Genomic DNA, 21,099 nt, shown 5'->3' with positions numbered 1-21,099 from the left:
TTCAATTCCACAGTCACTGACTGCGCTTTTATACTTCAAAAATCCGAGACACTGTCTCGGATTTTTAAATGATCTTAAGCTTCTTCAAGCTCATCAATCTCAACCTTCAGGTTCTTAATAATAAACTCTTGTCTATCTGGAGTATTTTTCCCCATGTAGAAAGACAATAACTGCTCAATCGAAGTATGTTTATCCATCATAACCGGATCAAGGCGGATTGTATCTCCAATAAAGTTTTTGAACTCGTCTGGCGAAATCTCTCCCAAACCTTTAAATCGGGTGATCTCTGGTTTTGGTTTTAGTTTTTCAATTGCGTCTTTTCTTTCTTCTTCAGAATAACAATAAATCGTTTCTTTCTTGTTACGAACCCTGAAAAGTGGCGTTTGTAAAATATACAAATGCCCTTCTTTGATTAATTCTGGGAAAAACTGTAAAAAGAACGTAATCAAAAGCAAACGAATGTGCATTCCGTCGACATCGGCATCGGTTGCGATTACGATGTTGTTATAACGCAATTTTTCTAATCCGTCTTCAATATCAAGCGCCGCTTGTAGCAAGTTGAATTCTTCGTTTTCATACACGATTTTTTTACTCATTCCGTATGAATTCAAAGGCTTACCACGTAAACTGAAAACGGCTTGTGTATTAACGTCACGCGACTTTGTAATAGATCCAGAAGCCGAATCTCCCTCGGTAATAAAAAGCGTACTTTCTAAGTTTCTTGGGTTTTTAGTATCTGGAAGATGCGCACGGCAATCTCTTAATTTTTTATTGTGAAGATTGGCTTTTTTAGCACGATCTGTCGCCAATTTTCTAATTCCTGATAATTCTTTACGCTCACGTTCTGCCTGAAGAATTTTACGCAATAAAGCTTCAGCAGTTGTTGGATTTTTATGCAGGTAATTATCTAGCTTCGTTTTGATGAAATCGTTAACAAAAGTACGAACAGAAACTGCTGGTGTTCCATCATCAGAACCCATATCGGTAGAACCTAATTTGGTTTTGGTCTGAGACTCAAAAACCGGTTCCATTACTTTAATACTGATAGCACTTACAATCGATTTACGAACGTCTGAAGCTTCAAAATTCTTATTGTAAAATTCACGGATTGTTTTTACAACTGCCTCACGGTAAGCTGCTAAGTGCGTTCCTCCTTGCGTTGTATTCTGACCATTTACGAAAGAGTGATATTCTTCGCTGTACTGCGTTTTACTGTGCGTAAGCGCAACTTCAATATCATGCTCTTTTAAGTGAATAATCGGATATTCTAAATCTTCTTCGTTGATGGTTTCTTCTAATAAATCGCGAAGTCCATTTTCTGAATAATATTTTTCTCCGTTGAAAATAATAGTCAAACCATTGTTCAAATAGCAATAGTTTTTGACCATTTTAATTACGTATTCTAAACGGAATTTATAGTTTTTGAAAATCGTTTCGTCTGGCGTAAAGATTACTTTTGTTCCTTTACGTTTTGTAGTATCGATAACGTCTTCTTCCTGAACCAGATTTCCGGCAGAGAATTCTGCCGCTTTTTGTTTATCATCACGAACCGATTCTACACGAAAATAGTTAGACAAAGCATTAACCGCTTTTGTTCCGACACCATTCAAACCAACTGACTTCTGGAAAGCTTTAGAATCGTACTTTCCTCCGGTATTCATTTTCGAAACTACATCGACTACTTTACCCAATGGAATTCCACGTCCGTAATCACGAACCGAAACTGTTTTGTCTTTAATACTTACTTCGATAGTTTTTCCGGCACCCATAACGAACTCATCGATACAGTTGTCTAAAACCTCTTTTAAAAGAATATAAATACCATCATCCGGTGATGATCCGTCCCCTAATTTCCCGATGTACATACCCGGACGCATACGAATATGTTCCTTCCAATCGAGTGAACGAATATTATCTTCGTTGTATTGATTTTGCTCTAGCATAAATGAATTTAGGATTTTTTGCTAATGTACCATTTATCGGTAAAAAATAAAAGCGTATTTCTTTTTTGTTATGAATAATAACAGTTTAAAACCTATTTAAATTGATTTTAAAATAAAACGGTCAATAAAATTATAAAAAACTGCTTTTTCAGCAAAAAAAACTATTTGATTCCAAGTACTTCTTTTGCCAGCGCAATCATTTCGGGCGTTCCCGTATTTTTGTTTTTTTCGTCAGACAATTTTACCACACCTTGCCAATGTGTATTATCGGGTTTTGTTTCTGTTAATTTGATCACCATATTCATAGCTGGGAGACCAACATCATTGGTGAAGTTTGTTCCAATTCCAAATGACATTTTTATTTTATCTTGACAGAAATCGACAATCTTTTTCACTTTCTCATAATTTAACGAATCCGAAAAAACAATTGCTTTTGATTTGGGGTCTATTCCCATTTTGGTGTAATGTGAAATCACTTTTTGAGCAAATTCTATCGGATCGCCGCTATCGTGACGAACGCCGTCGAAAAGCTTGGAATATTTTTTATCAAACTGATTAAAAAATATTTCGGTTGTATAAGTATCCGTTAAAGCAATTCCAAGATCTCCGCCATACACTTGCGTCCAATGTTCCAAACTTATAGAATTGGCCATTTTAAAACCATATTGTGCCGCATGAAACATAAACCATTCGTGTGCATGTGTTCCTAAAGGTCTGCGATTATTGACCATCGCAAAATGTACATTGCTAGTTCCAATAAAACTATGTCCACCATGAGTTCGTAAAGTTTCGTTTATCAAATCGTGTACTTCATAGGAATGACGGCGTCTTGTGCCAAATTCTAAAACCGAAACGCCTAATTTATTATAGTTGTCTATTTTCTCTTTGGTAAGATTTTTTATAGCTTCATCATTCAAACGAATTAAGTGATTGGCTTTATAAAAAAGCTCCGAAATCAAAGCCATCAAAGGCACTTCCCACAAAATAGTTCGATACCAAAATCCTTCAACAGTAACTTTTATTTCTGAACCTTCTTGACTAATGTGGACTTCAGAAGGATCATATCGATATCCTTGTAGAAAATCTAAATAAGTAGGATCGAGATAAGGACAATAATGCGCTAGATAGCTTTTCTCTTCTTTAGTCAATTGAAGATCTGCTAATGCATCGACAGAACGACGAAGTAAATCAGCAAATCCATCAGGAAAAACATGTTTCCCTCGATTTATAAATCCGTAACGAACTTTTGCTTTGGGAAAAAGTTTAATTACAGCATGCTGCATCGTAAATTTATAGAAATCATTGTCTAAAATTGATTTCAGAAAAGTTGTTTCCATAGCGTCAAATTCATTTCATTTCACGCTAAGATACAGCAATTTCGTAAAAGAAGAAAATTATGTAATTCTAATTATTTCTAAATAATTTTAAACGAAACAATACTATTTGTATCAATAAAAATGGTGATATAATCCCCAATATTATTATCAACAAGAATTTGAAATTCCAATCCTCCTCGCTTTTCTTTAGGATTTAAAACCTTTACGGGCTGATTCTTTCTATTTAAATAAAAAACCTGATTTGCTTTAGAAACATTTTTAATTTCAATCGTAATTTTATCTCCGTTTTTCGCCTGAATTATGCCAGAATCGGGAGTTTTAATTTTATAATCATTTTCGATTGTTTTATTATAAATCAAAGGGCCATTCAAAAAATCATCTTTACTCAATCGGTTTCCCAAGAAAGTTCCAGAATCGGGAAAATGTTTTGCGAAGAAATAATCAGGATCGGTGTCAAAATAAATTGGATCATAGTCGTTGACCATTCTACCTTTATTGCTGTCGTAATAACCTTGCCCCCAAGTTACATCGATAAGGCGCCATTTTTTATCAACCAAAACCATATTCCACGCATGATTGGATGAAGTGTTTTTTCTACCAATATCTGCAAGTCTTGTTTTAGAATCTCCTCGAATTATTTCGCATTTCAAACCAACTTGTTCTGCTAAATTTTGGTACAAAGCAGTAAATCCTTCGCAAACTGCTTTTTGCGATTTGAAAGCTTTTTGAATCAGATTATCATTAAGCTGTTTTATTTTTCTTTGTTTTTCAGCTTCTGAAGAATAGCTGAAACCTTGAACTCTCGGCGGATTCAAAAATGCATTGTAATCGTACTTTATATTAAAAGCAATCCAAGCATAAATTGCCCGTGCACGTTCTGCATCAGAATCAAAATCTTTTTCGATTCGTTCTGCTAGTTTTTCGGTTGTATTAAAGCTCTTAGGGTATTTTGCAACTATTTTATCAACTTCGCTTATCTTTTGGGAAAAAGCGAAATTGAAAGAAATAATATGCAGTAAAAGGAATAAAAATGAAATCTTTTTTTGTGGCATTTAAAAATTTGATTTGATAATGTCTTTCAGTTCTTTATCTAACTCAACATTAGATATTTTATTTTCCTGTAAATCAAAATTCGCGCCAAATGTTGGTAATGAGAAAGTTGCTTTAATTTGTGCACCATATCTTGGTAAAGCGTTGTTTGCAATTTCTAAAACCGATGCCCCACCACGTGGCCCAGGAGCAGTTGCTAATAATAACATTGGTTTTTGGTGAAAAACTTCCTTTTTAATTCTGGAACTCCAGTCGAAAAGGTTTTTAAAAGCGGCAGAATAATTCCCATTGTTTTCTGCTAAAGAAACAACCAAAATATCTGCAGAAGCAATCTTACTTAAAAAAGCTTTTGCTGTTTCATGCTGTCCGATTTCTTTTTCAAGATCGACACTGAACAAAGGCATTTCATAATCATTTAAATCTAAAACCTCAACATCTGCGTTTTCGAATAAACTCGCTGCATAAGTTGCAAAATGCTTGTTGATTGACTGTTTACTGTTACTTCCTCCAAAGGCTACTATTTTCATGGTTTTTCTTTTGTTAATTGTTCTGGTTCTGATGTTACATTTTCGATTTCATAAACTTCTTTTGCTATTTCTACGGAGTATTCATTTGGATAAATTTTCCCTCCATAAGATTTCGCATAGACTTTAGTAAATTCTGCTCCAAAATACAGAATAATTGCCGAATAATAAACCCAAACCAAAATAATAATAACAGAACCAGCTGCGCCATAAACTGAAGCAACTGTAGAACTTCCCAAATAAAATCCGATAGCAAATTTACCGATCATAAAAAGCACGGCAGTAACACTAGATCCTATAATAGCATCTTTCCATCTTATTTTTCCATCAGGCAAAGTCCTAAAAATTATCGTAAATAATAACGTGATACTAGCCAATACAATCACTATATTGACTACATAAAACAGGTAAACAGTACTTTCTGGAAAATATATTTTTAAACGAGCACTAACTAAATCTAGCACTGTATTGATAAATAAACTGACGATCATTAAAAAACCTACAGATGCAATCATAGAGAATGACATTAATCTGTTTTGTATAAATTTCCTAACTCCTTTATCAGGTTTAGCGCGAAGTCCCCAAATATAATTTATAGAACTCTGAATTTCTGCAAAAACTCCAGAGGCACCAATTAGCAACATTACAACTCCAAATACAGTTGCAAAAACATTATTTCCAGACAATTGTACATTTTTTATTGCTTCCTGAATTTGCGTTGCTGCACCATTACCCACCAATCCGTTTATTTGTCCGTAAAGCTGACCTGTAACGGCTTCTTCACCAAAGAAAAAACCACAGATTGTAATGATAATAATTAATAAAGGAGGCAATGCAAATATGGTATAATAAGACAAGGCCGCACTAAGTTTGATGGCATTATCATCATTAAATTCTAAAAAAGTATTCTTTAGTAGAAACCATGTTTTTGAAAAAATATTTTTGACCTTCATTTTGCTGATTTTTTGATATACACTCAAATTTAAGCAATAATAAAAGCCTGTTGCTTCTTGTATTTTAGTAAGATTTTACATTTTTTCCATGTAAATTATTCTATCATTTATAATGACAGAAAATCCCTTTGTCGTAAACCGTCCACAAACTTGCTTTTTGATTTGCCGCTTTTAAAGCATTGTTTGCCCAAGTATTACAAGTATAAAAAAGGCTATAACTTCCTTTTGCTTCATAAAAAGCGTCTTTCATACCGTAACTATGGCCTTCAATCCATTGTGGATGAACTGGATCACTAAAACTTTCTGAAATATAAGTTACCAGTTTTTGATAATTTTCTTTAGAAATTAAAATACGCTTACAATCTTCTCCTTCTCGTAATTGTTTAAAAAAAGTCGTATGCATTGCTGATGAACTTACTCCAAAAGCAGCTTTTAAGGCAGTACTTGCTTTTAAATCTGACCATTCTGGTGTATCTAAATAAAATCCTTTGTCGCCCCAGCCAAATGCGATATAATTCATTAAAGAATCTTTTGATTTTGTTTGGTTGAACTGAATTGCATTGCGCCAATCTTTGATTTCATTTTTAATTGGAACGACAATATCGGTATGAACACCGTTTGAAAGAATATAAATAGGAACTGTTCTTTCTTGTTTTATCAAATCTGCATCTGAATTAACCGTGATTTTTGAAATAATTAAAACAGATGAAATGTAAAGCGCCAGAAAAGCGAAGATTCCGAAAAGTGTCCAGCCTAGAAATTTGAATGATTTTTTTAGCATTTTAATTGGTTGATTTTAGATTAGTAATTGGTTATTTTTCTGTAACCAATTTTTGAGCCAAAAATTTTGTTTTGCGAAATGGAACGCAGATTTTACTGATTCGCTTTCGCAAAAGCGCGAATTTACACGGATTTTTTGTCATTGCGAGGAACGAAGCAATCACACTACAAAAAGCAACAAAGAAAATCGACAATCTTTGCGTGGGCTTCGACTCCGCTCAGCCTGACAAACCTATTAACAAATTTCAAAGCATAAAAAAACTGCTGAATCTCTCCAGCAGTTTTTCTATTCTCTTTCTTCTATTATCTAAAAAAAGATTAAACGTTGAAACGGAAGTGCATTACATCACCATCTTTCACTATGTATTCTTTTCCTTCTACTTTGAATTTTCCAGCTTCTTTTGCTTTTGACTCAGAACCGTACTGAACGTAATCTTCATACGAAATAACTTCTGCACGAATAAATCCTTTTTCAAAATCAGTATGAATAACTCCAGCTGCTTGCGGTGCTGTAGCTCCAATTGGAATAGTCCAAGCACGAACTTCTTTTACACCAGCTGTAAAGTATGTTTGTTGTTTCAATAATTTGTAAGCTGCACGAATTAAAACTGAAGCTCCTGGCTCAGTTAATCCCATATCTTCAAGAAAAACTTGACGCTCTTCATAGCTTTCTAATTCAGTAATATCAGCTTCTGCTCCAACTGAAAGAATGATAACTTCAGCATCTTCGTCTTTTACTAATTCACGAACTTGATCCACATATTTATTTCCGTTTACAGCAGAACTTTCATCAACGTTACAAACGTATAAAACAGGTTTTGCCGTAATTAGTTGAAAACCTTCCATCAAAACCTCCTCATCATTGCTTTGAGGAACGATTGTTCTTGCAGATTTTGCTTGCAATAAAGCTTCTCTAATTCTGTTTAATAAAGCCTCTTCAGTTTGAGCTTCTTTATTTCCTGTTTTTGCAGCACGTTTTACTTTTTCTAAACGTTTTTCGATTGTTTCTAAATCTTTTAACTGCAATTCGATGTCGATAGTTTCTTTATCACGAATTGGATTTACATTTCCGTCAACGTGAACGATATTATCATTGTCAAAACAACGTAAAACGTGAATGATTGCATTACACTCTCTAATGTTTCCTAAAAACTGGTTTCCTAGACCTTCACCTTTACTTGCACCTTTTACCAAACCTGCAATATCTACGATATCTACAGTCGCCATTTGAACGCGTTCTGGTTTTACCAATTCTTCCAATTTGTTGATTCTTGGATCTGGAACGTTTACAACACCAATATTAGGTTCGATTGTACAAAATGGAAAGTTTGCACTTTGCGCTTTTGCATTAGATAAACAATTAAATAATGTTGATTTTCCAACATTTGGTAATCCTACAATTCCTGCTTTCATCTGTTTGTGTCTATAGTATTTATTCGACCTTTTATGCTTTGGTCTAAAACATTAAATAGTGTGTTTTAATGTTTTGTGATTTTAATGCTCATTTTTCTTTTCTGCCAAAATGATATTTTTTGGCTTTAAAATTTTGCAAATATAAGATTTAATACCTCTTGCGCGAAGTAAAAATGTTCAATAATATAATTTTAAAGCTCACGTTTAAAATTTTTAAACATTTTATTAATTTTTTGTTAAAAAACGCTAATTTTATAAACCTAATCAACAAAAAACAAACCAAAAAACCATTTACCATGAAAAAGATTGCATTATTACTATTTCTGCTAAATTCAGCATTTCTGTTTGCACAGAAAGAAGTCTCCGGTTTTGTCAAAGACAAGTCTGGCGCACCACTTCCTGGCGTTAATATTTTAGAAAAGGGAACATCAAATGGCGTTTCTACTGATTTTGAGGGTAGTTACAGAATAAAAGTAAAAGAAGGTGCAACATTAATTTTTAGTTATGTTGGATTTTCAACGGTAGAAAAAATAGCTTCAACTAATAAAATTGACATCACACTTAGCGAAAGTGATGGACAAATTTTGAATGACGTCGTTGTCGTTGGTTCTAGAAATTCAAAAAGAACCGTAGTAAATTCGGCTGTTCCTATCGATGTAATTAACGTAAAAGACGTAGTAACTCAAAGTGGAAAATTAGAGATCAACGAATTACTTCAATATGTTGCTCCATCGTTTAATGCCAATAAACAATCTGGTTCTGATGGTGCCGATCACGTAGATCCTGCTTCTTTAAGAGGTATGGGACCAGATCAAACTTTGGTTTTAATTAACGGAAAAAGAAGACATCAGTCCTCTTTAATTAATCTATTTGGAACACGCGGACGCGGAAATACAGGAACAGATTTAAATGCAATTCCAGCTGCATCTATTAAAAGAATAGAGATTTTACGCGACGGTGCAGCCGCCCAATATGGATCTGATGCGATTGCAGGTGTCGTAAATATTGTAACAAATGATAATGTTGATGAATTTACTGGCTCTATTACGTATGGCGCATTTAACACACATGCTAAAGGAGATTTTCCTGAAGGCACTGCCAACACAAAAGGCTATCGATTAGACCAAAAGGGATATGGAAATTCTTTTGGTAAAGATCAGGATTTTGATGGAGGCTCTGTAAAAATTGCCGCTAATTACGGTACTTCAATTGGAAATAAAGGAGGATACGTAAATGTGACCGGAGAGTTTTTAAACAAAAACAAAACATTAAGACCAGGTTTTGATTTTAGAAAAGGATTTGGTGAGGCCGAAATTCAAGGAGTAAACTTATTTGTAAATCTTGCTATTCCAATTTCTGAAAAAACACAATTTTATGCTTTTGGAGGAAGTAATTTCAGAGATACTGATGCCTACGCCTTTACCAGAAATGATGGAGAAAGAGTGGTTGAAGAAATCTACCCAGGAGGTTATACGCCAAGAATTACGTCTAAAATAAATGACAATTCTATTGCAGCTGGAATTAGAACTGAAACATCTGGCGGCTGGAAATGGGATTTAAGCAATACCTTAGGAAAAAATAAATTTCATTATGATATTAAAGGAACACTCAATGCTTCTCTTGAAGAAAATTCGCCAACAGAATTTGATGCCGGTGGACATAGCTTACTTCAAAATACTACAAATTTAGATGTTTCTAAAAATTATGCTGACGTTTTAGGCGGATTAAATATTGCTTTTGGAACCGAATTTAGAGTAGAGCAATTCGAGATTTTTGCGGGAGAAATTGGCTCTTATGCAACTTATGACACAAATGGAGTACCTATTACTGATCCTGCAACACAGAGTGCACCAACAATTCCAAATCCGGATTATGACCCAACAGATCCAGATTCTTCTCCAACAATTTCACGACCAGGAGGTTCTCAGGGTTTTCCTGGATACAGTCCTTTGAATGAAGTAAATAAAAGCCGTACCAATTTTTCTTTATACACAGATGCAGAATTAGATGTTACTGAAGCTTGGATGGTAAGTGGAGCGGTACGTTATGAAAATTACAGCGATTTTGGTAGTACAATAAATGGTAAGCTCGCTTCTAGACTAAAACTAACAGACAAAATTAATCTTAGAGGTTCTGTTAGTACAGGTTTTCGTGCTCCTTCTTTAGCCCAAATTTACTATAATCTACGTTTTACAAACTTTAGCTCTGGCGGGGCAACAGAAGTTCTTTTGGCGCCAAATGACAGCGAAATAACAAGAGCATTTGGAATTCAGAAACTTAATGAAGAAAAAGCAGTAAATGCATCTTTGGGATTCACAGCTAGTTTTGGTGATTTTACAGCAACTTTAGACGGATATTTAATTAATGTAAATGACAGAATCGTATTAACTGGATACTTTGACGCATCGCAACTGGGGACAAATGTTGATAAAGCGCAATTTTTTGTCAATGGTGTAGACACAAAAACGACTGGTATGGATGTGGTAGTTTCTTGGAAAAAGAGTTTTAATGAAAACCGATTAAGCGCTACACTGGTAGGAAACATTAATCACATGAAAATTGATAAAGTAAAAAACGGTAACCTAGACGAAAAGACTTTCTTTGGAGAGCGTGACAGGGCTTTTTTATTAGCTTCTGCTCCGCCAAACAAATTTGGTTTAAACCTAAATTATGGTAGAAAATGGTTTGATGCAGGATTAGCTTTTACAAGATTTAGTGAAGTTAAATTGCTAGATTATCAAATGAGTGATTTAACCCCAGAAGATTTTAGAACTTCTCCAGATCAAACAGAAGATCAATTGTATGCAATTCAGAAAAAATCAGCTACAGATACTTACGGAGCAAAAATAGTAACCGATTTAACTTTAGGATTTAAACTTTCTAAATCAACTAAAATTAGCATTGGAGCAAATAACTTATTAAATATTTATCCTGATCAACAAGATGATTGGGTTGAAGCAGGTGGTTACTGGGATGCCGTACAAATGGGATTCAACGGAGCTTATTACTATGCGAGACTTGGATTTAATTTCTAGACTTCAACTTCTATCAATTAGCATAAACAAAAAATCCTGAACTTAATTGTTCAGGATTTTTCTTTCCTATTTATTTAATTACAATTTAAATTCTAAAGATGCAATAATGGCTTTTTCTTCATCAGTAGCCGTAAAACCAGAAGTATCCCAATAATTGGTCAAGATTTTATTTTTCTTATTAAAAAGCGATTTCTCTTTAAAAACATCACTTTCATTATAAGTGAAATTTTGTTTATTAAAACCTGTTGTCACAAAGCTATTTCTAACTTGAATATTTTTAGTCCTGTCTTTTAAAACAACATCATAACCAATTTCTTCATTAGAACTTAATACATAATAATCAGTTCCGTCCCATCTATAATTTACTTTTACAAAAGATTTTGTTAAGTTTTTTTCGCCTTCTTTTGTCTTTTCTTCTACTTTATCAAGAGTTGCAGGCGTAGTTGAAATTGTAAATTCTACAATAATTTTTTTCAAAGGATCATAAATGATTTCGAAATTATCAATTGCTTCTTTGGCTTTATCCAACGGAACAACTGTCATTATATAATAATCTTTGTTTTTTGAATGCCCTTTTATTGTAAAATCGTATGATTTTTTTGACTTTGAATCTAATAATGGATCAAAATATTTAAAATTCGAATAATTCTCCATTATATTATTCAAATTATATCCTTTCAAATCGGCACTTACATCTACTTCCAACAATCCGTAGGAGCGATTTTGCTCAACCAATAAAGTTGTTGCATTATTATTTTTATCAAATTGAAAATTCACTAACCCATCATTATAATATGTATACTGATTGTCGAGCATAAAAAACTCTCTCACATATACTTTCTGTCTATGGGAAACACTAATTTTCTTAGTAGAATTGTTAACCAATTTCTGCAGTATTTTTTCTGGAGATTCCTTAGATAAAACTACTTCATCTAATTTATTGTTCTTACTCTTTAAATAAATAACAAATTTTTGCTCTCCATTTAAAGAAGTCCAACGTACAGTCAGATCTTCATAATTAGCTTCAGAAACCTGAACATTAGATCCCCCTGTCAGCATAAAAGTAACTTTTCCTTCTTCATTACTTAATAAAATCTGCTGGGTTTTCATTATTCTAACCGTAGCATTTTGTATTGGCTCCAAGGTTTCTATATCCTTAACAATAATAGAATACTCTTCGCTTTGTGCAAAAACGCTTACATAGTTGAGTAAAACAACAAATAAAAGTAGCAATCTCTTCATAGGCATTGTTAATTTTTCAACTAAAGTATTATTTTTTTAACAATTAAGCAACACTTCAAAAATAAAACATTAGCTATCAACAAAGTACCTTTTAAAAATACCTGATTTCAGGGCACAAAAAAATCCTGAGTTTTGGCTCAGGATTATATTATGAATAAAGGAAAGATTATTCTCCGTGTAGGAAAGATTGTCTTTCCAACAACGTTTCTTCATCTTCTACATGATTATCATCTGGTACACAACAGTCAACTGGACAAACCGCAGCACACTGTGGCTCATCATGGAAACCTTTACATTCTGTACATTTTCCTGGTACTATATAGTAGATTTCGTCAGAAATTGGAGTTTGTGCATCATCAGCGTCAACTTCAGTTCCGTCAGGTAATACAATTTTTCCAGAAAGACTTGTTCCGTCTTTATATCTCCAATCATCTGCTCCTTCATATATTGCTGTATTTGGGCACTCTGGTTCGCAAGCCCCGCAATTGATGCATTCGTCAGTTATAATAATTGCCATCGTTTTCTTAGTCTTAAAGTTAAAAGCCTGAAAGTTCTAAGTAAAATAAAGACAAGTATAGCTTTTGACTTTATGACTTTTGACTTTCGACTTAATTATGCTTATTTTTGTGCAAAATTACAATCAAAACAATTCATAAGCAAACATTATGACATTAGAAACAAAAAAAAGTGTTTTTGTTGAATTAGGAAAATTTTTAAGTCAGTTTTCTGAAGGTGCATCTGAGCGAAAATCTGACGTATTGCATAATGACATCTTTTTTGAAGATTTTGAAAAACTGATATATTTATCGCAATCTCATAACGGATGGTATACACCTGAACAAGTTTATTTTTCTATACAGTCATGGGCTGAAGCTCTTACAGCAGAAAATATAGACAAATGGCTTTCGGCATATAAAATTGATCCGGACAACGACAAATCAAAAACCGTTGCTTTGATTTTAGCCGGAAATATTCCTTTAGTAGGTTTTCATGATTTTTTATCTGTTTTAATAACAGGTTATAGCGCTTTAATCAAAACTTCGTCAAATGACCAGCATTTACTACCATTTTTAGCTAAATACTTAATTGCTGTTGATGAAAATTTTAAAGATAAAATCACTTTTGTAGAAGGAAAATTAGAAAATTTTGATGCCGTAATTGCAACGGGAAGTAATAATACTGCTAGATATTTTGAATATTATTTTAAAGACAAACCTTCTATTATTCGTAAAAATAGAAATTCAGCCGCTATTTTAACGGGAAAAGAAACAAACGAACAATTAGAAAATTTAGGAGAAGATATTTTTCGATATTTTGGTTTAGGATGCCGAAATGTTTCTAAGCTTTTTATTCCAAAAGATTATTCGTTTGATGCTTTTTTTCAAGCCATGTTCAAATATCAGGATGTCATTCATTATGAAAAATATGCTAATAATTATGATTATAATAAGGCTGTTTTTTTAATGAGTAATTTCAAGTTATTAGACAACGGATTTTTAACATTAAAAGAAGACGCAAGCTACGCCTCGCCTATTTCAAGCGTTTTTTATGAATACTACGAAAGTCTTGAAGAATTAGAAAAACGCCTTCACACAGACTCAGATCAAATTCAATGCATTGTCAGCAATGATTTAACACAAAATAGCATTGCATTCGGAGAAACACAAAAACCGCAATTGTGGGATTACGCAGATAATGTCGATACTATAACGTTTTTGTTAACAACAAAGTAATAAATTGTTTAATTATTTCGAATATTTTAACGCTTTTTCGGCTCTTATTGCCGAAATTTGCGTCTTTAAAATTTTCGACTATTAACAACAACCATGAAAAAACACAACTACAGCGCAGGACCAAGTATTTTACCTCAGGAAGTTTTTGAGAAGGCATCAAAAGCAATTTTAAATTTTAATGATTCAGGGTTATCTATCCTTGAAATCTCGCACCGAAGCAAAGATTTCGTTGCAGTTATGGAGGAAGCTCGTTCCCTTGCTTTAGAATTATTAGGACTTCAAGGAAAAGGTTATCAGGCTTTATTTTTACAAGGTGGTGCAAGTACAGCATTCTTAATGGCACCATACAATTTATTAAAAGAAAACGGAAAAGCGGCTTATTTAGATTCAGGAACGTGGGCAACTGCGGCTATCAAAGAAGCTAAACTTTTCGGTGAAACTGTTGTCGTAGCTTCTTCAAAAGAAGACAATTATACTTATGTTCCAAAAGGTTACGAAATTCCAGCAGATGCTGATTATTTCCACTGCACAAGTAACAATACCATTTTCGGAACTCAAATGAAAGAATTCCCAACAACAAATGTTCCTGTTGTTTGCGACATGAGTTCTGATATTTTTTCTCGTGAATTAGATTTCTCTAAATTTGACATTATCTATGCTGGAGCCCAAAAAAACATGGGACCTGCAGGAACTACTTTAGTGGTAATTAAAGAAGAAATCTTAGGCAAAAACGGAAGAACTATCCCTAGTATGTTAGATTACGCTAAACATATTAAAGCAGAAAGTATGTACAATACTCCACCTGTTTTTTCTGTTTACGTTTCTCTTTTAACTTTACAATGGATTAAAGAAAAAGGTGGAATCGCTGCTGTTGAAAAATTAAACAATGCAAAAGCTGAATTGCTTTATGCTGAAATCGACAGAAACCCATTATTTAAAGGTGCTGCAAAAGTAGAAGATCGTTCTAACATGAATGTTACTTTCTTACTAACAAACCCTGATCATACTGCAACTTTTGACGCTTTATGGAAAGAAGCTAACATTTCTGGATTACCAGGACACCGTTCTGTTGGTGGTTATAGAGCTTCAATCTACAACGCTATGCCAATCGAAAGCGTTCAGGTTTTAGTTGATGTAATGAAAGCATTGGAAAGCAAAGTTTAATCGTTTATTTGGTTAATCGTTTAACCGATACAACGTCAAACTCAAAAAAAGAAAAATCAAATAGCTGGTTTAATCGATTAAACAAATAAACGATTTAACGATTAACCAAACAAACAACATACACACAATGAAAGTATTAGCAAATGACGGAATTTCTAAAAGTGGAGTTCTAGCCTTAGAAAAAGGTGGATTTGAAGTTATCACTACAAAAGTAGCTCAAGAACAAGTAGCTAACTATATTAATGAAAACAACATTGACGTAATTTTAGTTCGTAGTGCAACTAAAGTTCGTAAAGATATTATCGATGCTTGTCCTGGAATCAAAATCATCGGTCGCGGTGGTGTTGGTATGGACAATATCGATGTGGATTATGCAAAAAGCAAAGGAATCCATGTAATTAACACTCCTGCTTCATCTTCAGAATCTGTTGCCGAATTAGTATTTGGACACTTATTTTCTGGTGTTCGTTTTTTACATGATTCTAACAGAAATATGCCTCTTGAAGGAGATTCAAACTTTGACGGTTTGAAAAAAGCTTACGCTAACGGAACTGAATTAAGAGGAAAAACTTTAGGTATTGTTGGTATTGGTCGTATCGGACAAGCTACTGCAAAAATGGCTCTTGGTTTAGGAATGAAAGTTATCGCTGCTGACAGCTTTATTCCACAGGTTGATGTAAAAGTTGAATTTTTCGACGGACAATCAATCACTACAACAATCGTTTCTCAATCTTTAGAATCTTTATTCAAAGAAGCAGATTTCATTACCTTACACGTTCCTGCTCAAGAGGGATACATCATTGGAGAAAAAGAACTTGAAATCATGAAAGACGGTGTTGGAATCGTAAACTGTGCTCGTGGAGGTGTTATTGATGAAGTTGCTTTAGTAAAAGCTTTAGATTCAGGAAAAGTTGCTTTTGCAGGTTTAGACGTTTTCGAAAGCGAGCCAAAACCAGAAATGGCAATCTTAATGCACTCTAAAATTTCATTGACTCCACACATCGGAGCTGCAACTGGAGAAGCACAAGACAGAATTGGTACCGAACTAGCATCACAAATTATTACTTTGTTAAGCTAAGTAATTAAAAAATAGATTATCTTTAAAGGGATTTACTACATTTTTGTAGTAAATCCCTTTCTTTTTATTAGTTTTGGCGTGTAATTTTAAACTCTCTATATCATGTTTGAACAATTAACCCAATTAGTACAGCAATACGGAGGTAGTGCTGTCGTAAACAATAACGCAGTTCCCAATGAACACAATGAAGCCGTTATAAGCGAAACTAGCAATTCTATTTTTGAAGGATTAAAGAAAATTGTTTCTGAAGGCGGAACTGATCAAATCGCTGGATTATTTAACGGAAATTCGGCTATTGACAGCTCAAATCCAGTAGTACAGCAAATCCAGCAACAATTGAGCGGAAGTCTTGGACAAAAATTCGGTTTAAGCAGCGCTGACTCAAACGGAGTTGCTTCCAATTTGATCCCACAAATTTTAGGCTCTTTAGTAAATAAAGCAAAAGATCCCAACGACAACAGTTTTCAAATTTCAGATATTATCAATTCTATTTCAGGAAACAGCGGCCAAGCATCTGGAATAATGGATACAATCTCTAAATACGGAATGCAATTCGGCCTAGATCAAAATAACGACGGAAAAGTTGATGTAGCAGATGTTTTAGTTGTAACCAAAAGCAAAGGAGGTATTGCCGGATTTATCGGGAAATTGTTTGGAAGTAAATAAGGCTCAAAGTTACAAAGTAACAGAGTGACAAAGGCTTAAAAAATAATTGAAGCTGTTTGCAATAAATTGCAAACAGCTTTTTTCTTTATGTCATTAAAGATTTAATCTTGCTACTTTGCTACTCTGTCACTTTGTTACTTTGCCTCTTTGAACCTCAAAATCTTGTTAAACCTCTCCTCATTCTCGCCTATTCTTCGTAAATTTAAATCATGAAAAAGTGCATTTCTATATTATTTATATTGGCAACGATAATTGCGTGTTCTACGGCTTCGCAAAATATCGCGGACAATCATAAAACACCTTCAAATAAAACAGAAAACGACACTATTAGAATAGCAAACGATTCTCTCGAATACGAAGTCATCATTATTGATAACGGATTTAATTATTGGTTAAGCTCGACAGCGCTACCAAGAAATTACCACAGTTTAGCTTTTCTTGAAAATAAAAATTATCAATATGTTACAGAATGGAATAATCGAGTTTTGCAACCCAATCGATACAATCCAAATTTGTACGAAATGAGAATCGATTATCAGCCACAAATTCATTATGGATACGAAGTAAATTATTTGATTTATAACTACATGATTTATTTTCAAAATACTTACAAACAAAAGCTCGCGGGCTATGTCCCATTAAGATAATGTTAGTATATTTGTAATGGTTATAAATAAATAATGAACAAACTAAAAGAACGCTGGGGAATTACTTCCAACCTACAAGCCATCATCATACTAATTGTTTTTGCCATCACAGGATCGGCATCTGCATGGATTTCCAGACCTTTTTGTGATTGGGTAGGAATCCACAAAGAAGATTTAGGTGTTGTTTGGTTTACCTTAATACGTTTATTAATTATACTTCCTGTTTATCAAGTTTTATTGGTTGCTATTGGAACCATTTTTGGGCAATTCCGCTTTTTTTGGAATTTCGAAAAGAAAATGCTCAAAAGAATGGGACTTGGATTTTTATTTAAAGACTAACCCTTCATCATAACTTCTTTTAATTTTAAAAATCCGTTCTGGTTAAGATACTTTCTTAATCATGATTTTTTACTTTATTTCGATTTCTTCATCTAAAAAACACCCAGTTTTTTAAAAGTAATAATTTTAGCTTTTTTTGAAGCAATCGCCCTATTTATCAAATATTGACTTTTTAAAAATTTTACAATAAAAAAACACATATCATTTTTTTATTCCAAAATTAATAGCATATCAGCAACCAGAACAGGACGCTACAGGATAGTTTTATTTTAAGTAATAACAAACTTTACAATAGTTAGAATACACTTCAAAACTGATATTCAAGGTTTTAAACTTTTTTTTCTTTCTAACTAAAATTACTTACTAACCAAACCACAATTTGAAATGCTGAAAAACTACTTAAAACTCTCCGTAATGGCGACATTCCTGTGTCTCATTTCGCCGAAAACAAAGATTTTTGCCCAAAATCCAATTGTAAAAATTGACTTTGATCAGTCAGGAAGACCTAAAACAGAAGTAAACGATCCAGATTACAGTACATGGGTAGTTGCTTCTGGAAACACGAGCACTTATACCGAAAACGGAGTAACATTTACCGTAACCAGAATTGGAGACAAAGGTGATGCTCTCGGAACCAACTGGTATAAAGCCGGAATTCAAGCTCCATATTATGCAAGATTAGTGAGTGACGGACTTACCGTAAAAGGCACAACTGCAAATTTAGGCGCTCAAATCGAGCTTAAAATAAGTGGATTAACAACTGGAGAACACACCTTTTTAGCTTTTTTTAATGCTGTTGACAGTCCTCAAGGAAACAACTTTAGCCCGATTGATATTTCTATTAATGGAAATTTAGTAGTAGACAACTTGATCCCAACGGTGAGAGCTCTCAAAACTGCAGATGCAAAATCAGTTTATCTAAAATTTCAGGCAACCACAGGAAATGATGTCGTTATACTAATGGCTGCCGAAACTTCGGGAACAGAAAACATAAAAAACATCATGTTTAATGGTTTTGAACTGAATACCCCAAATATTTTCTATCAGGCAACAAATCCAAATCCGAAACAAAATGACGAGCATGTTGAATTGACTTCAGGCGGTAAATTATTGCAATGGACTGGCGCTGCCAATGCCGTTTCTCATAATATTTATTTCGGAACAGATCAGGCTGCGGTAGATGCGGCTACAACCTCTTCACCAGAATACAAAGGAAATCAACCTTTAGCAAGCAATTCTTATCAAGTAAACGGATTATATACCGGAGCAACGTACTACTGGCGTATTGACGAAGTTTTAGCAAACGGAATAGAAAAAGGAAATGTCTGGCGTTTTCGCCCTGCACAACTTGCTTTTCCAGATGCTGAAGGATATGGTCGTTTTGCAAGAGGAGGACGTGGTGGAAAAGTCGTCTATGTAACCAATCTGGATGACAGCGGTCCTGGAAGTTTCCGTGAGGCTGTTACGAACGACATCGGACCAAGAACAATCGTTTTTAATACTTCTGGAATCATTCAATTAAATTCTCGCTTGGTCTTGAGCCAGCCTTATGTAACTGTTGCAGGTCAAACCGCACCTGGAAAAGGAATTTGTATTCGTTCTGCCCCTTTTGGAGTAACAGGAAATGACGCAATTGTACAAAACTTAAGAGTACGAATTGGAGCTGGACCAACTTACGATGGAATGGGATTAACAGGCGCCGATAACAGTATTATTGATCACTGTTCTATCAGCTGGACAATTGACGAATCTTTCAGTTCAAGATCCGGAAAAAACATAACACTTCAGAGAACACTAATTTCTGAAGCTTTAAATGCTGCTAATCATCAAAATTATCCAGCCGGTACAGAACACGGTTATGCAGCAACTATTGGTGGTGATATTGGAAGTTTCCACCATAATTTACTTGCACATTGCTACGGCCGTAACTGGAGTCTTGGTGGTGGCTTGGACGGAAGTGGCGCTTATACCGGAAGAATGGACATTACCAACAATGTTGTATACAACTGGGGAGGCAGAACAACCGACGGAGGAACGAAAGAGGTAAACTTCGTAAATAACTATTACAAACCAGGAGCAGGATCTAAAATATTCGTTGCTTTTAATCAACAAAACGAAGGAGTTGGAACAGGAATGCAACAATGTTATTTCAATGGAAATGTCATGCCCGGATATTTCGATGAAAACAACCAAACTGCTGGAAGAAAAGCTTCAGGAAACACTGTTTCTTATGAAAACTTTGTAAACACACCCTTTTTCCCTTCTTACGTAACAACACAATCTGCTAAAAATGCCTACAAAATTGTTCTATCAGATGTTGGATGTACACAACCTGTTTTTGATGATCACGACCAAAGAATTATAAACGAAACCTTAAACGGAACAACTTCTTCTGTTGGAAGCGTTACTAAAAAACCTGGTTTTCCAGATAACGAGGCCGACGTTGGAGGTTTTGAAATTTACCCAATCATAACAAGAGATGCAAATTGGGATACAGATAAAGACGGACTTCCTGATTGGTGGGAGAAACTTATTGGAACGAATATAAATTCTGGCGCTGGTGATTTCTCAGATTCTAATGCAGATACAGATTTAGACGGTTATACAAATTTGGATAAATATTTACAATGGATGTCACTACCTCATTACGAATCTCCTCAAGGCAATAAAATAGACATCAACATTCAAAAACTATCACAAGGTTTTACTAGCGGTGTTTCTTATTCTATTTCAAATGTTGTAAATGGAGGCGCAACATTAAACACCAATGTTGTGGCATTTACACCAGCTTCAAACGGATTATGTTCTTTTGAATTTACTGTAACCGATTCTGAAGGAGGTACAATGAAAAGAAAAGTAAACATTATTAGCGGACAAAGCATTAATTTAGGAACAGAAGACATAACTAAAGAAATCAGAAATAATTTTAGCGTTTGGCCAGTTCCAAGCAATGGTGCATTTTCTGTTTTTATTGACAGTGAAGAAACAGAAGTTGCAGATGTCAAAATCTATGATATTGCTGGAAAAGAAGTATTGAAACAAAAAATTAGAGGAAACACACAAGAAACCATTCAACTGCATTCTAAAGGAGTTTTTGTAATTAAAGTAACAAACCCTCAAACCAAGAAAACACAATATGTCAAAAAAATAATTGTACAATAAATAAAATAAAAAGGACGGCTTAAAAACCGTCCT

General features: G+C 34.0%; 17 protein-coding genes. 8 read left to right on the top strand and 9 right to left on the bottom strand.

Annotated features, from left to right (window positions below; translation table 11 throughout):
* Window positions 1-74: 74 nt before the first annotated feature.
* From K6T82_RS07700 to ychF, 7 genes are all read right to left on the bottom strand, one after another.
* Complete coding sequence (locus K6T82_RS07700) at window positions 75-1,943, bottom strand: DNA topoisomerase IV subunit B (RefSeq protein ID WP_223705355.1); 1,869 nt, start codon at window positions 1,941-1,943, stop codon at window positions 75-77.
* Between the two features lie 161 nt (window positions 1,944-2,104).
* Complete coding sequence (pncB, locus tag K6T82_RS07695; protein ID WP_223705354.1) at window positions 2,105-3,280, bottom strand: nicotinate phosphoribosyltransferase; 1,176 nt, start codon at window positions 3,278-3,280, stop codon at window positions 2,105-2,107.
* A gap of 77 nt (window positions 3,281-3,357) precedes the next feature.
* Window positions 3,358-4,332, bottom strand: a complete 975-nt coding sequence (locus K6T82_RS07690) for a transglutaminase domain-containing protein (protein ID WP_223705353.1) — start codon at window positions 4,330-4,332, stop codon at window positions 3,358-3,360.
* Window positions 4,333-4,857: an NADPH-dependent FMN reductase gene (locus K6T82_RS07685; RefSeq protein WP_223705352.1), complete on the bottom strand. Its 525-nt coding sequence runs from the start codon at window positions 4,855-4,857 to the stop codon at window positions 4,333-4,335.
* Window positions 4,854-5,807 (bottom strand): YihY/virulence factor BrkB family protein, encoded by a 954-nt coding sequence (locus K6T82_RS07680; protein ID WP_223705351.1) that lies wholly within the window; start codon window positions 5,805-5,807, stop codon window positions 4,854-4,856. Before K6T82_RS07680 ends, K6T82_RS07685 begins: the two co-directional genes overlap by 4 nt.
* Before the next feature lie 103 nt (window positions 5,808-5,910).
* Window positions 5,911-6,588, bottom strand: a complete 678-nt coding sequence (locus K6T82_RS07675; RefSeq protein WP_223705350.1) for a TIGR02117 family protein — start codon at window positions 6,586-6,588, stop codon at window positions 5,911-5,913.
* Window positions 6,589-6,905: 317 nt separating this feature from the next.
* Window positions 6,906-8,000 (bottom strand): redox-regulated ATPase YchF, encoded by a 1,095-nt coding sequence (ychF, locus tag K6T82_RS07670; RefSeq protein WP_223705349.1) that lies wholly within the window; start codon window positions 7,998-8,000, stop codon window positions 6,906-6,908.
* A 296-nt stretch (window positions 8,001-8,296) separates the two neighbouring features.
* Here ychF and K6T82_RS07665 point away from each other — a divergent pair, with 296 nt between their 5' ends.
* Window positions 8,297-11,035, top strand: coding sequence for a TonB-dependent receptor (locus K6T82_RS07665; protein WP_223705348.1), 2,739 nt, complete (start codon window positions 8,297-8,299; stop codon window positions 11,033-11,035).
* Window positions 11,036-11,113: 78 nt separating this feature from the next.
* Here K6T82_RS07665 and K6T82_RS07660 read toward each other — a convergent pair whose 3' ends face one another.
* A complete protein-coding gene (locus K6T82_RS07660) occupies window positions 11,114-12,277 on the bottom strand; it encodes a hypothetical protein (RefSeq protein WP_223705347.1) in 1,164 nt (387 codons plus the stop codon).
* A gap of 166 nt (window positions 12,278-12,443) precedes the next feature.
* Window positions 12,444-12,794, bottom strand: a complete 351-nt coding sequence (locus K6T82_RS07655) for a 4Fe-4S dicluster domain-containing protein (protein ID WP_223705346.1) — start codon at window positions 12,792-12,794, stop codon at window positions 12,444-12,446.
* Window positions 12,795-12,942: 148 nt separating this feature from the next.
* Here K6T82_RS07655 and K6T82_RS07650 point away from each other — a divergent pair, with 148 nt between their 5' ends.
* From K6T82_RS07650 to K6T82_RS07620, 7 genes are all read left to right on the top strand, one after another.
* Window positions 12,943-14,010 (top strand): acyl-CoA reductase, encoded by a 1,068-nt coding sequence (locus K6T82_RS07650; protein ID WP_223705345.1) that lies wholly within the window; start codon window positions 12,943-12,945, stop codon window positions 14,008-14,010.
* Between the two features lie 93 nt (window positions 14,011-14,103).
* Complete coding sequence (gene serC, locus K6T82_RS07645) at window positions 14,104-15,174, top strand: 3-phosphoserine/phosphohydroxythreonine transaminase (RefSeq protein ID WP_223705344.1); 1,071 nt, start codon at window positions 14,104-14,106, stop codon at window positions 15,172-15,174.
* A gap of 127 nt (window positions 15,175-15,301) precedes the next feature.
* Window positions 15,302-16,252 (top strand): D-2-hydroxyacid dehydrogenase, encoded by a 951-nt coding sequence (locus K6T82_RS07640; RefSeq protein ID WP_223705343.1) that lies wholly within the window; start codon window positions 15,302-15,304, stop codon window positions 16,250-16,252.
* Between the two features lie 102 nt (window positions 16,253-16,354).
* Entirely contained in the window at window positions 16,355-16,918 is a 564-nt protein-coding gene (locus K6T82_RS07635) for a DUF937 domain-containing protein (protein ID WP_223705342.1), read from the top strand.
* Window positions 16,919-17,127: 209 nt separating this feature from the next.
* Window positions 17,128-17,565, top strand: coding sequence for a DUF6146 family protein (locus K6T82_RS07630; protein ID WP_223705341.1), 438 nt, complete (start codon window positions 17,128-17,130; stop codon window positions 17,563-17,565).
* Between the two features lie 33 nt (window positions 17,566-17,598).
* Window positions 17,599-17,904: a DUF6787 family protein gene (locus K6T82_RS07625; protein ID WP_223705340.1), complete on the top strand. Its 306-nt coding sequence runs from the start codon at window positions 17,599-17,601 to the stop codon at window positions 17,902-17,904.
* A 384-nt stretch (window positions 17,905-18,288) separates the two neighbouring features.
* Window positions 18,289-21,066 carry a T9SS type A sorting domain-containing protein gene (locus K6T82_RS07620; protein WP_223705339.1) on the top strand — a complete coding sequence of 926 codons (2,778 nt, stop codon included), beginning with the start codon at window positions 18,289-18,291 and terminating at the stop codon, window positions 21,064-21,066.
* Window positions 21,067-21,099: the final 33 nt, after the last annotated feature.

This window comes from Flavobacterium potami, from assembly GCF_020026915.1.
Taxonomy (GTDB): Bacteria; Bacteroidota; Bacteroidia; order Flavobacteriales; family Flavobacteriaceae; genus Flavobacterium; species Flavobacterium potami.
The sequence above is the reverse complement of the archived record's forward strand: the minus strand, read 5'-3'. Positions and strand labels throughout refer to the sequence as shown.

What these genes read in the sequence shown, in the direction of transcription:
- K6T82_RS07650 (WP_223705345.1), top strand. Translation starts at nt 12,943, where the DNA reads ATGACATTAGAAACAAAAAAAAGTGTTTTTGTTGAATTAGGAAAATTT.
- K6T82_RS07690 (WP_223705353.1), bottom strand. Translation starts at nt 4,332, where the DNA reads ATGCCACAAAAAAAGATTTCATTTTTATTCCTTTTACTGCATATTATT.
- K6T82_RS07625 (WP_223705340.1), top strand. Translation starts at nt 17,599, where the DNA reads ATGAACAAACTAAAAGAACGCTGGGGAATTACTTCCAACCTACAAGCC.
- K6T82_RS07680 (WP_223705351.1), bottom strand. Translation starts at nt 5,807, where the DNA reads ATGAAGGTCAAAAATATTTTTTCAAAAACATGGTTTCTACTAAAGAAT.
- K6T82_RS07700 (WP_223705355.1), bottom strand. Translation starts at nt 1,943, where the DNA reads ATGCTAGAGCAAAATCAATACAACGAAGATAATATTCGTTCACTCGAT.
- K6T82_RS07685 (WP_223705352.1), bottom strand. Translation starts at nt 4,857, where the DNA reads ATGAAAATAGTAGCCTTTGGAGGAAGTAACAGTAAACAGTCAATCAAC.
- pncB (WP_223705354.1), bottom strand. Translation starts at nt 3,280, where the DNA reads ATGGAAACAACTTTTCTGAAATCAATTTTAGACAATGATTTCTATAAA.
- K6T82_RS07640 (WP_223705343.1), top strand. Translation starts at nt 15,302, where the DNA reads ATGAAAGTATTAGCAAATGACGGAATTTCTAAAAGTGGAGTTCTAGCC.
- serC (WP_223705344.1), top strand. Translation starts at nt 14,104, where the DNA reads ATGAAAAAACACAACTACAGCGCAGGACCAAGTATTTTACCTCAGGAA.
- K6T82_RS07675 (WP_223705350.1), bottom strand. Translation starts at nt 6,588, where the DNA reads ATGCTAAAAAAATCATTCAAATTTCTAGGCTGGACACTTTTCGGAATC.
- K6T82_RS07620 (WP_223705339.1), top strand. Translation starts at nt 18,289, where the DNA reads ATGCTGAAAAACTACTTAAAACTCTCCGTAATGGCGACATTCCTGTGT.
- K6T82_RS07630 (WP_223705341.1), top strand. Translation starts at nt 17,128, where the DNA reads ATGAAAAAGTGCATTTCTATATTATTTATATTGGCAACGATAATTGCG.
- K6T82_RS07660 (WP_223705347.1), bottom strand. Translation starts at nt 12,277, where the DNA reads ATGAAGAGATTGCTACTTTTATTTGTTGTTTTACTCAACTATGTAAGC.
- ychF (WP_223705349.1), bottom strand. Translation starts at nt 8,000, where the DNA reads ATGAAAGCAGGAATTGTAGGATTACCAAATGTTGGAAAATCAACATTA.
- K6T82_RS07655 (WP_223705346.1), bottom strand. Translation starts at nt 12,794, where the DNA reads ATGGCAATTATTATAACTGACGAATGCATCAATTGCGGGGCTTGCGAA.
- K6T82_RS07665 (WP_223705348.1), top strand. Translation starts at nt 8,297, where the DNA reads ATGAAAAAGATTGCATTATTACTATTTCTGCTAAATTCAGCATTTCTG.
- K6T82_RS07635 (WP_223705342.1), top strand. Translation starts at nt 16,355, where the DNA reads ATGTTTGAACAATTAACCCAATTAGTACAGCAATACGGAGGTAGTGCT.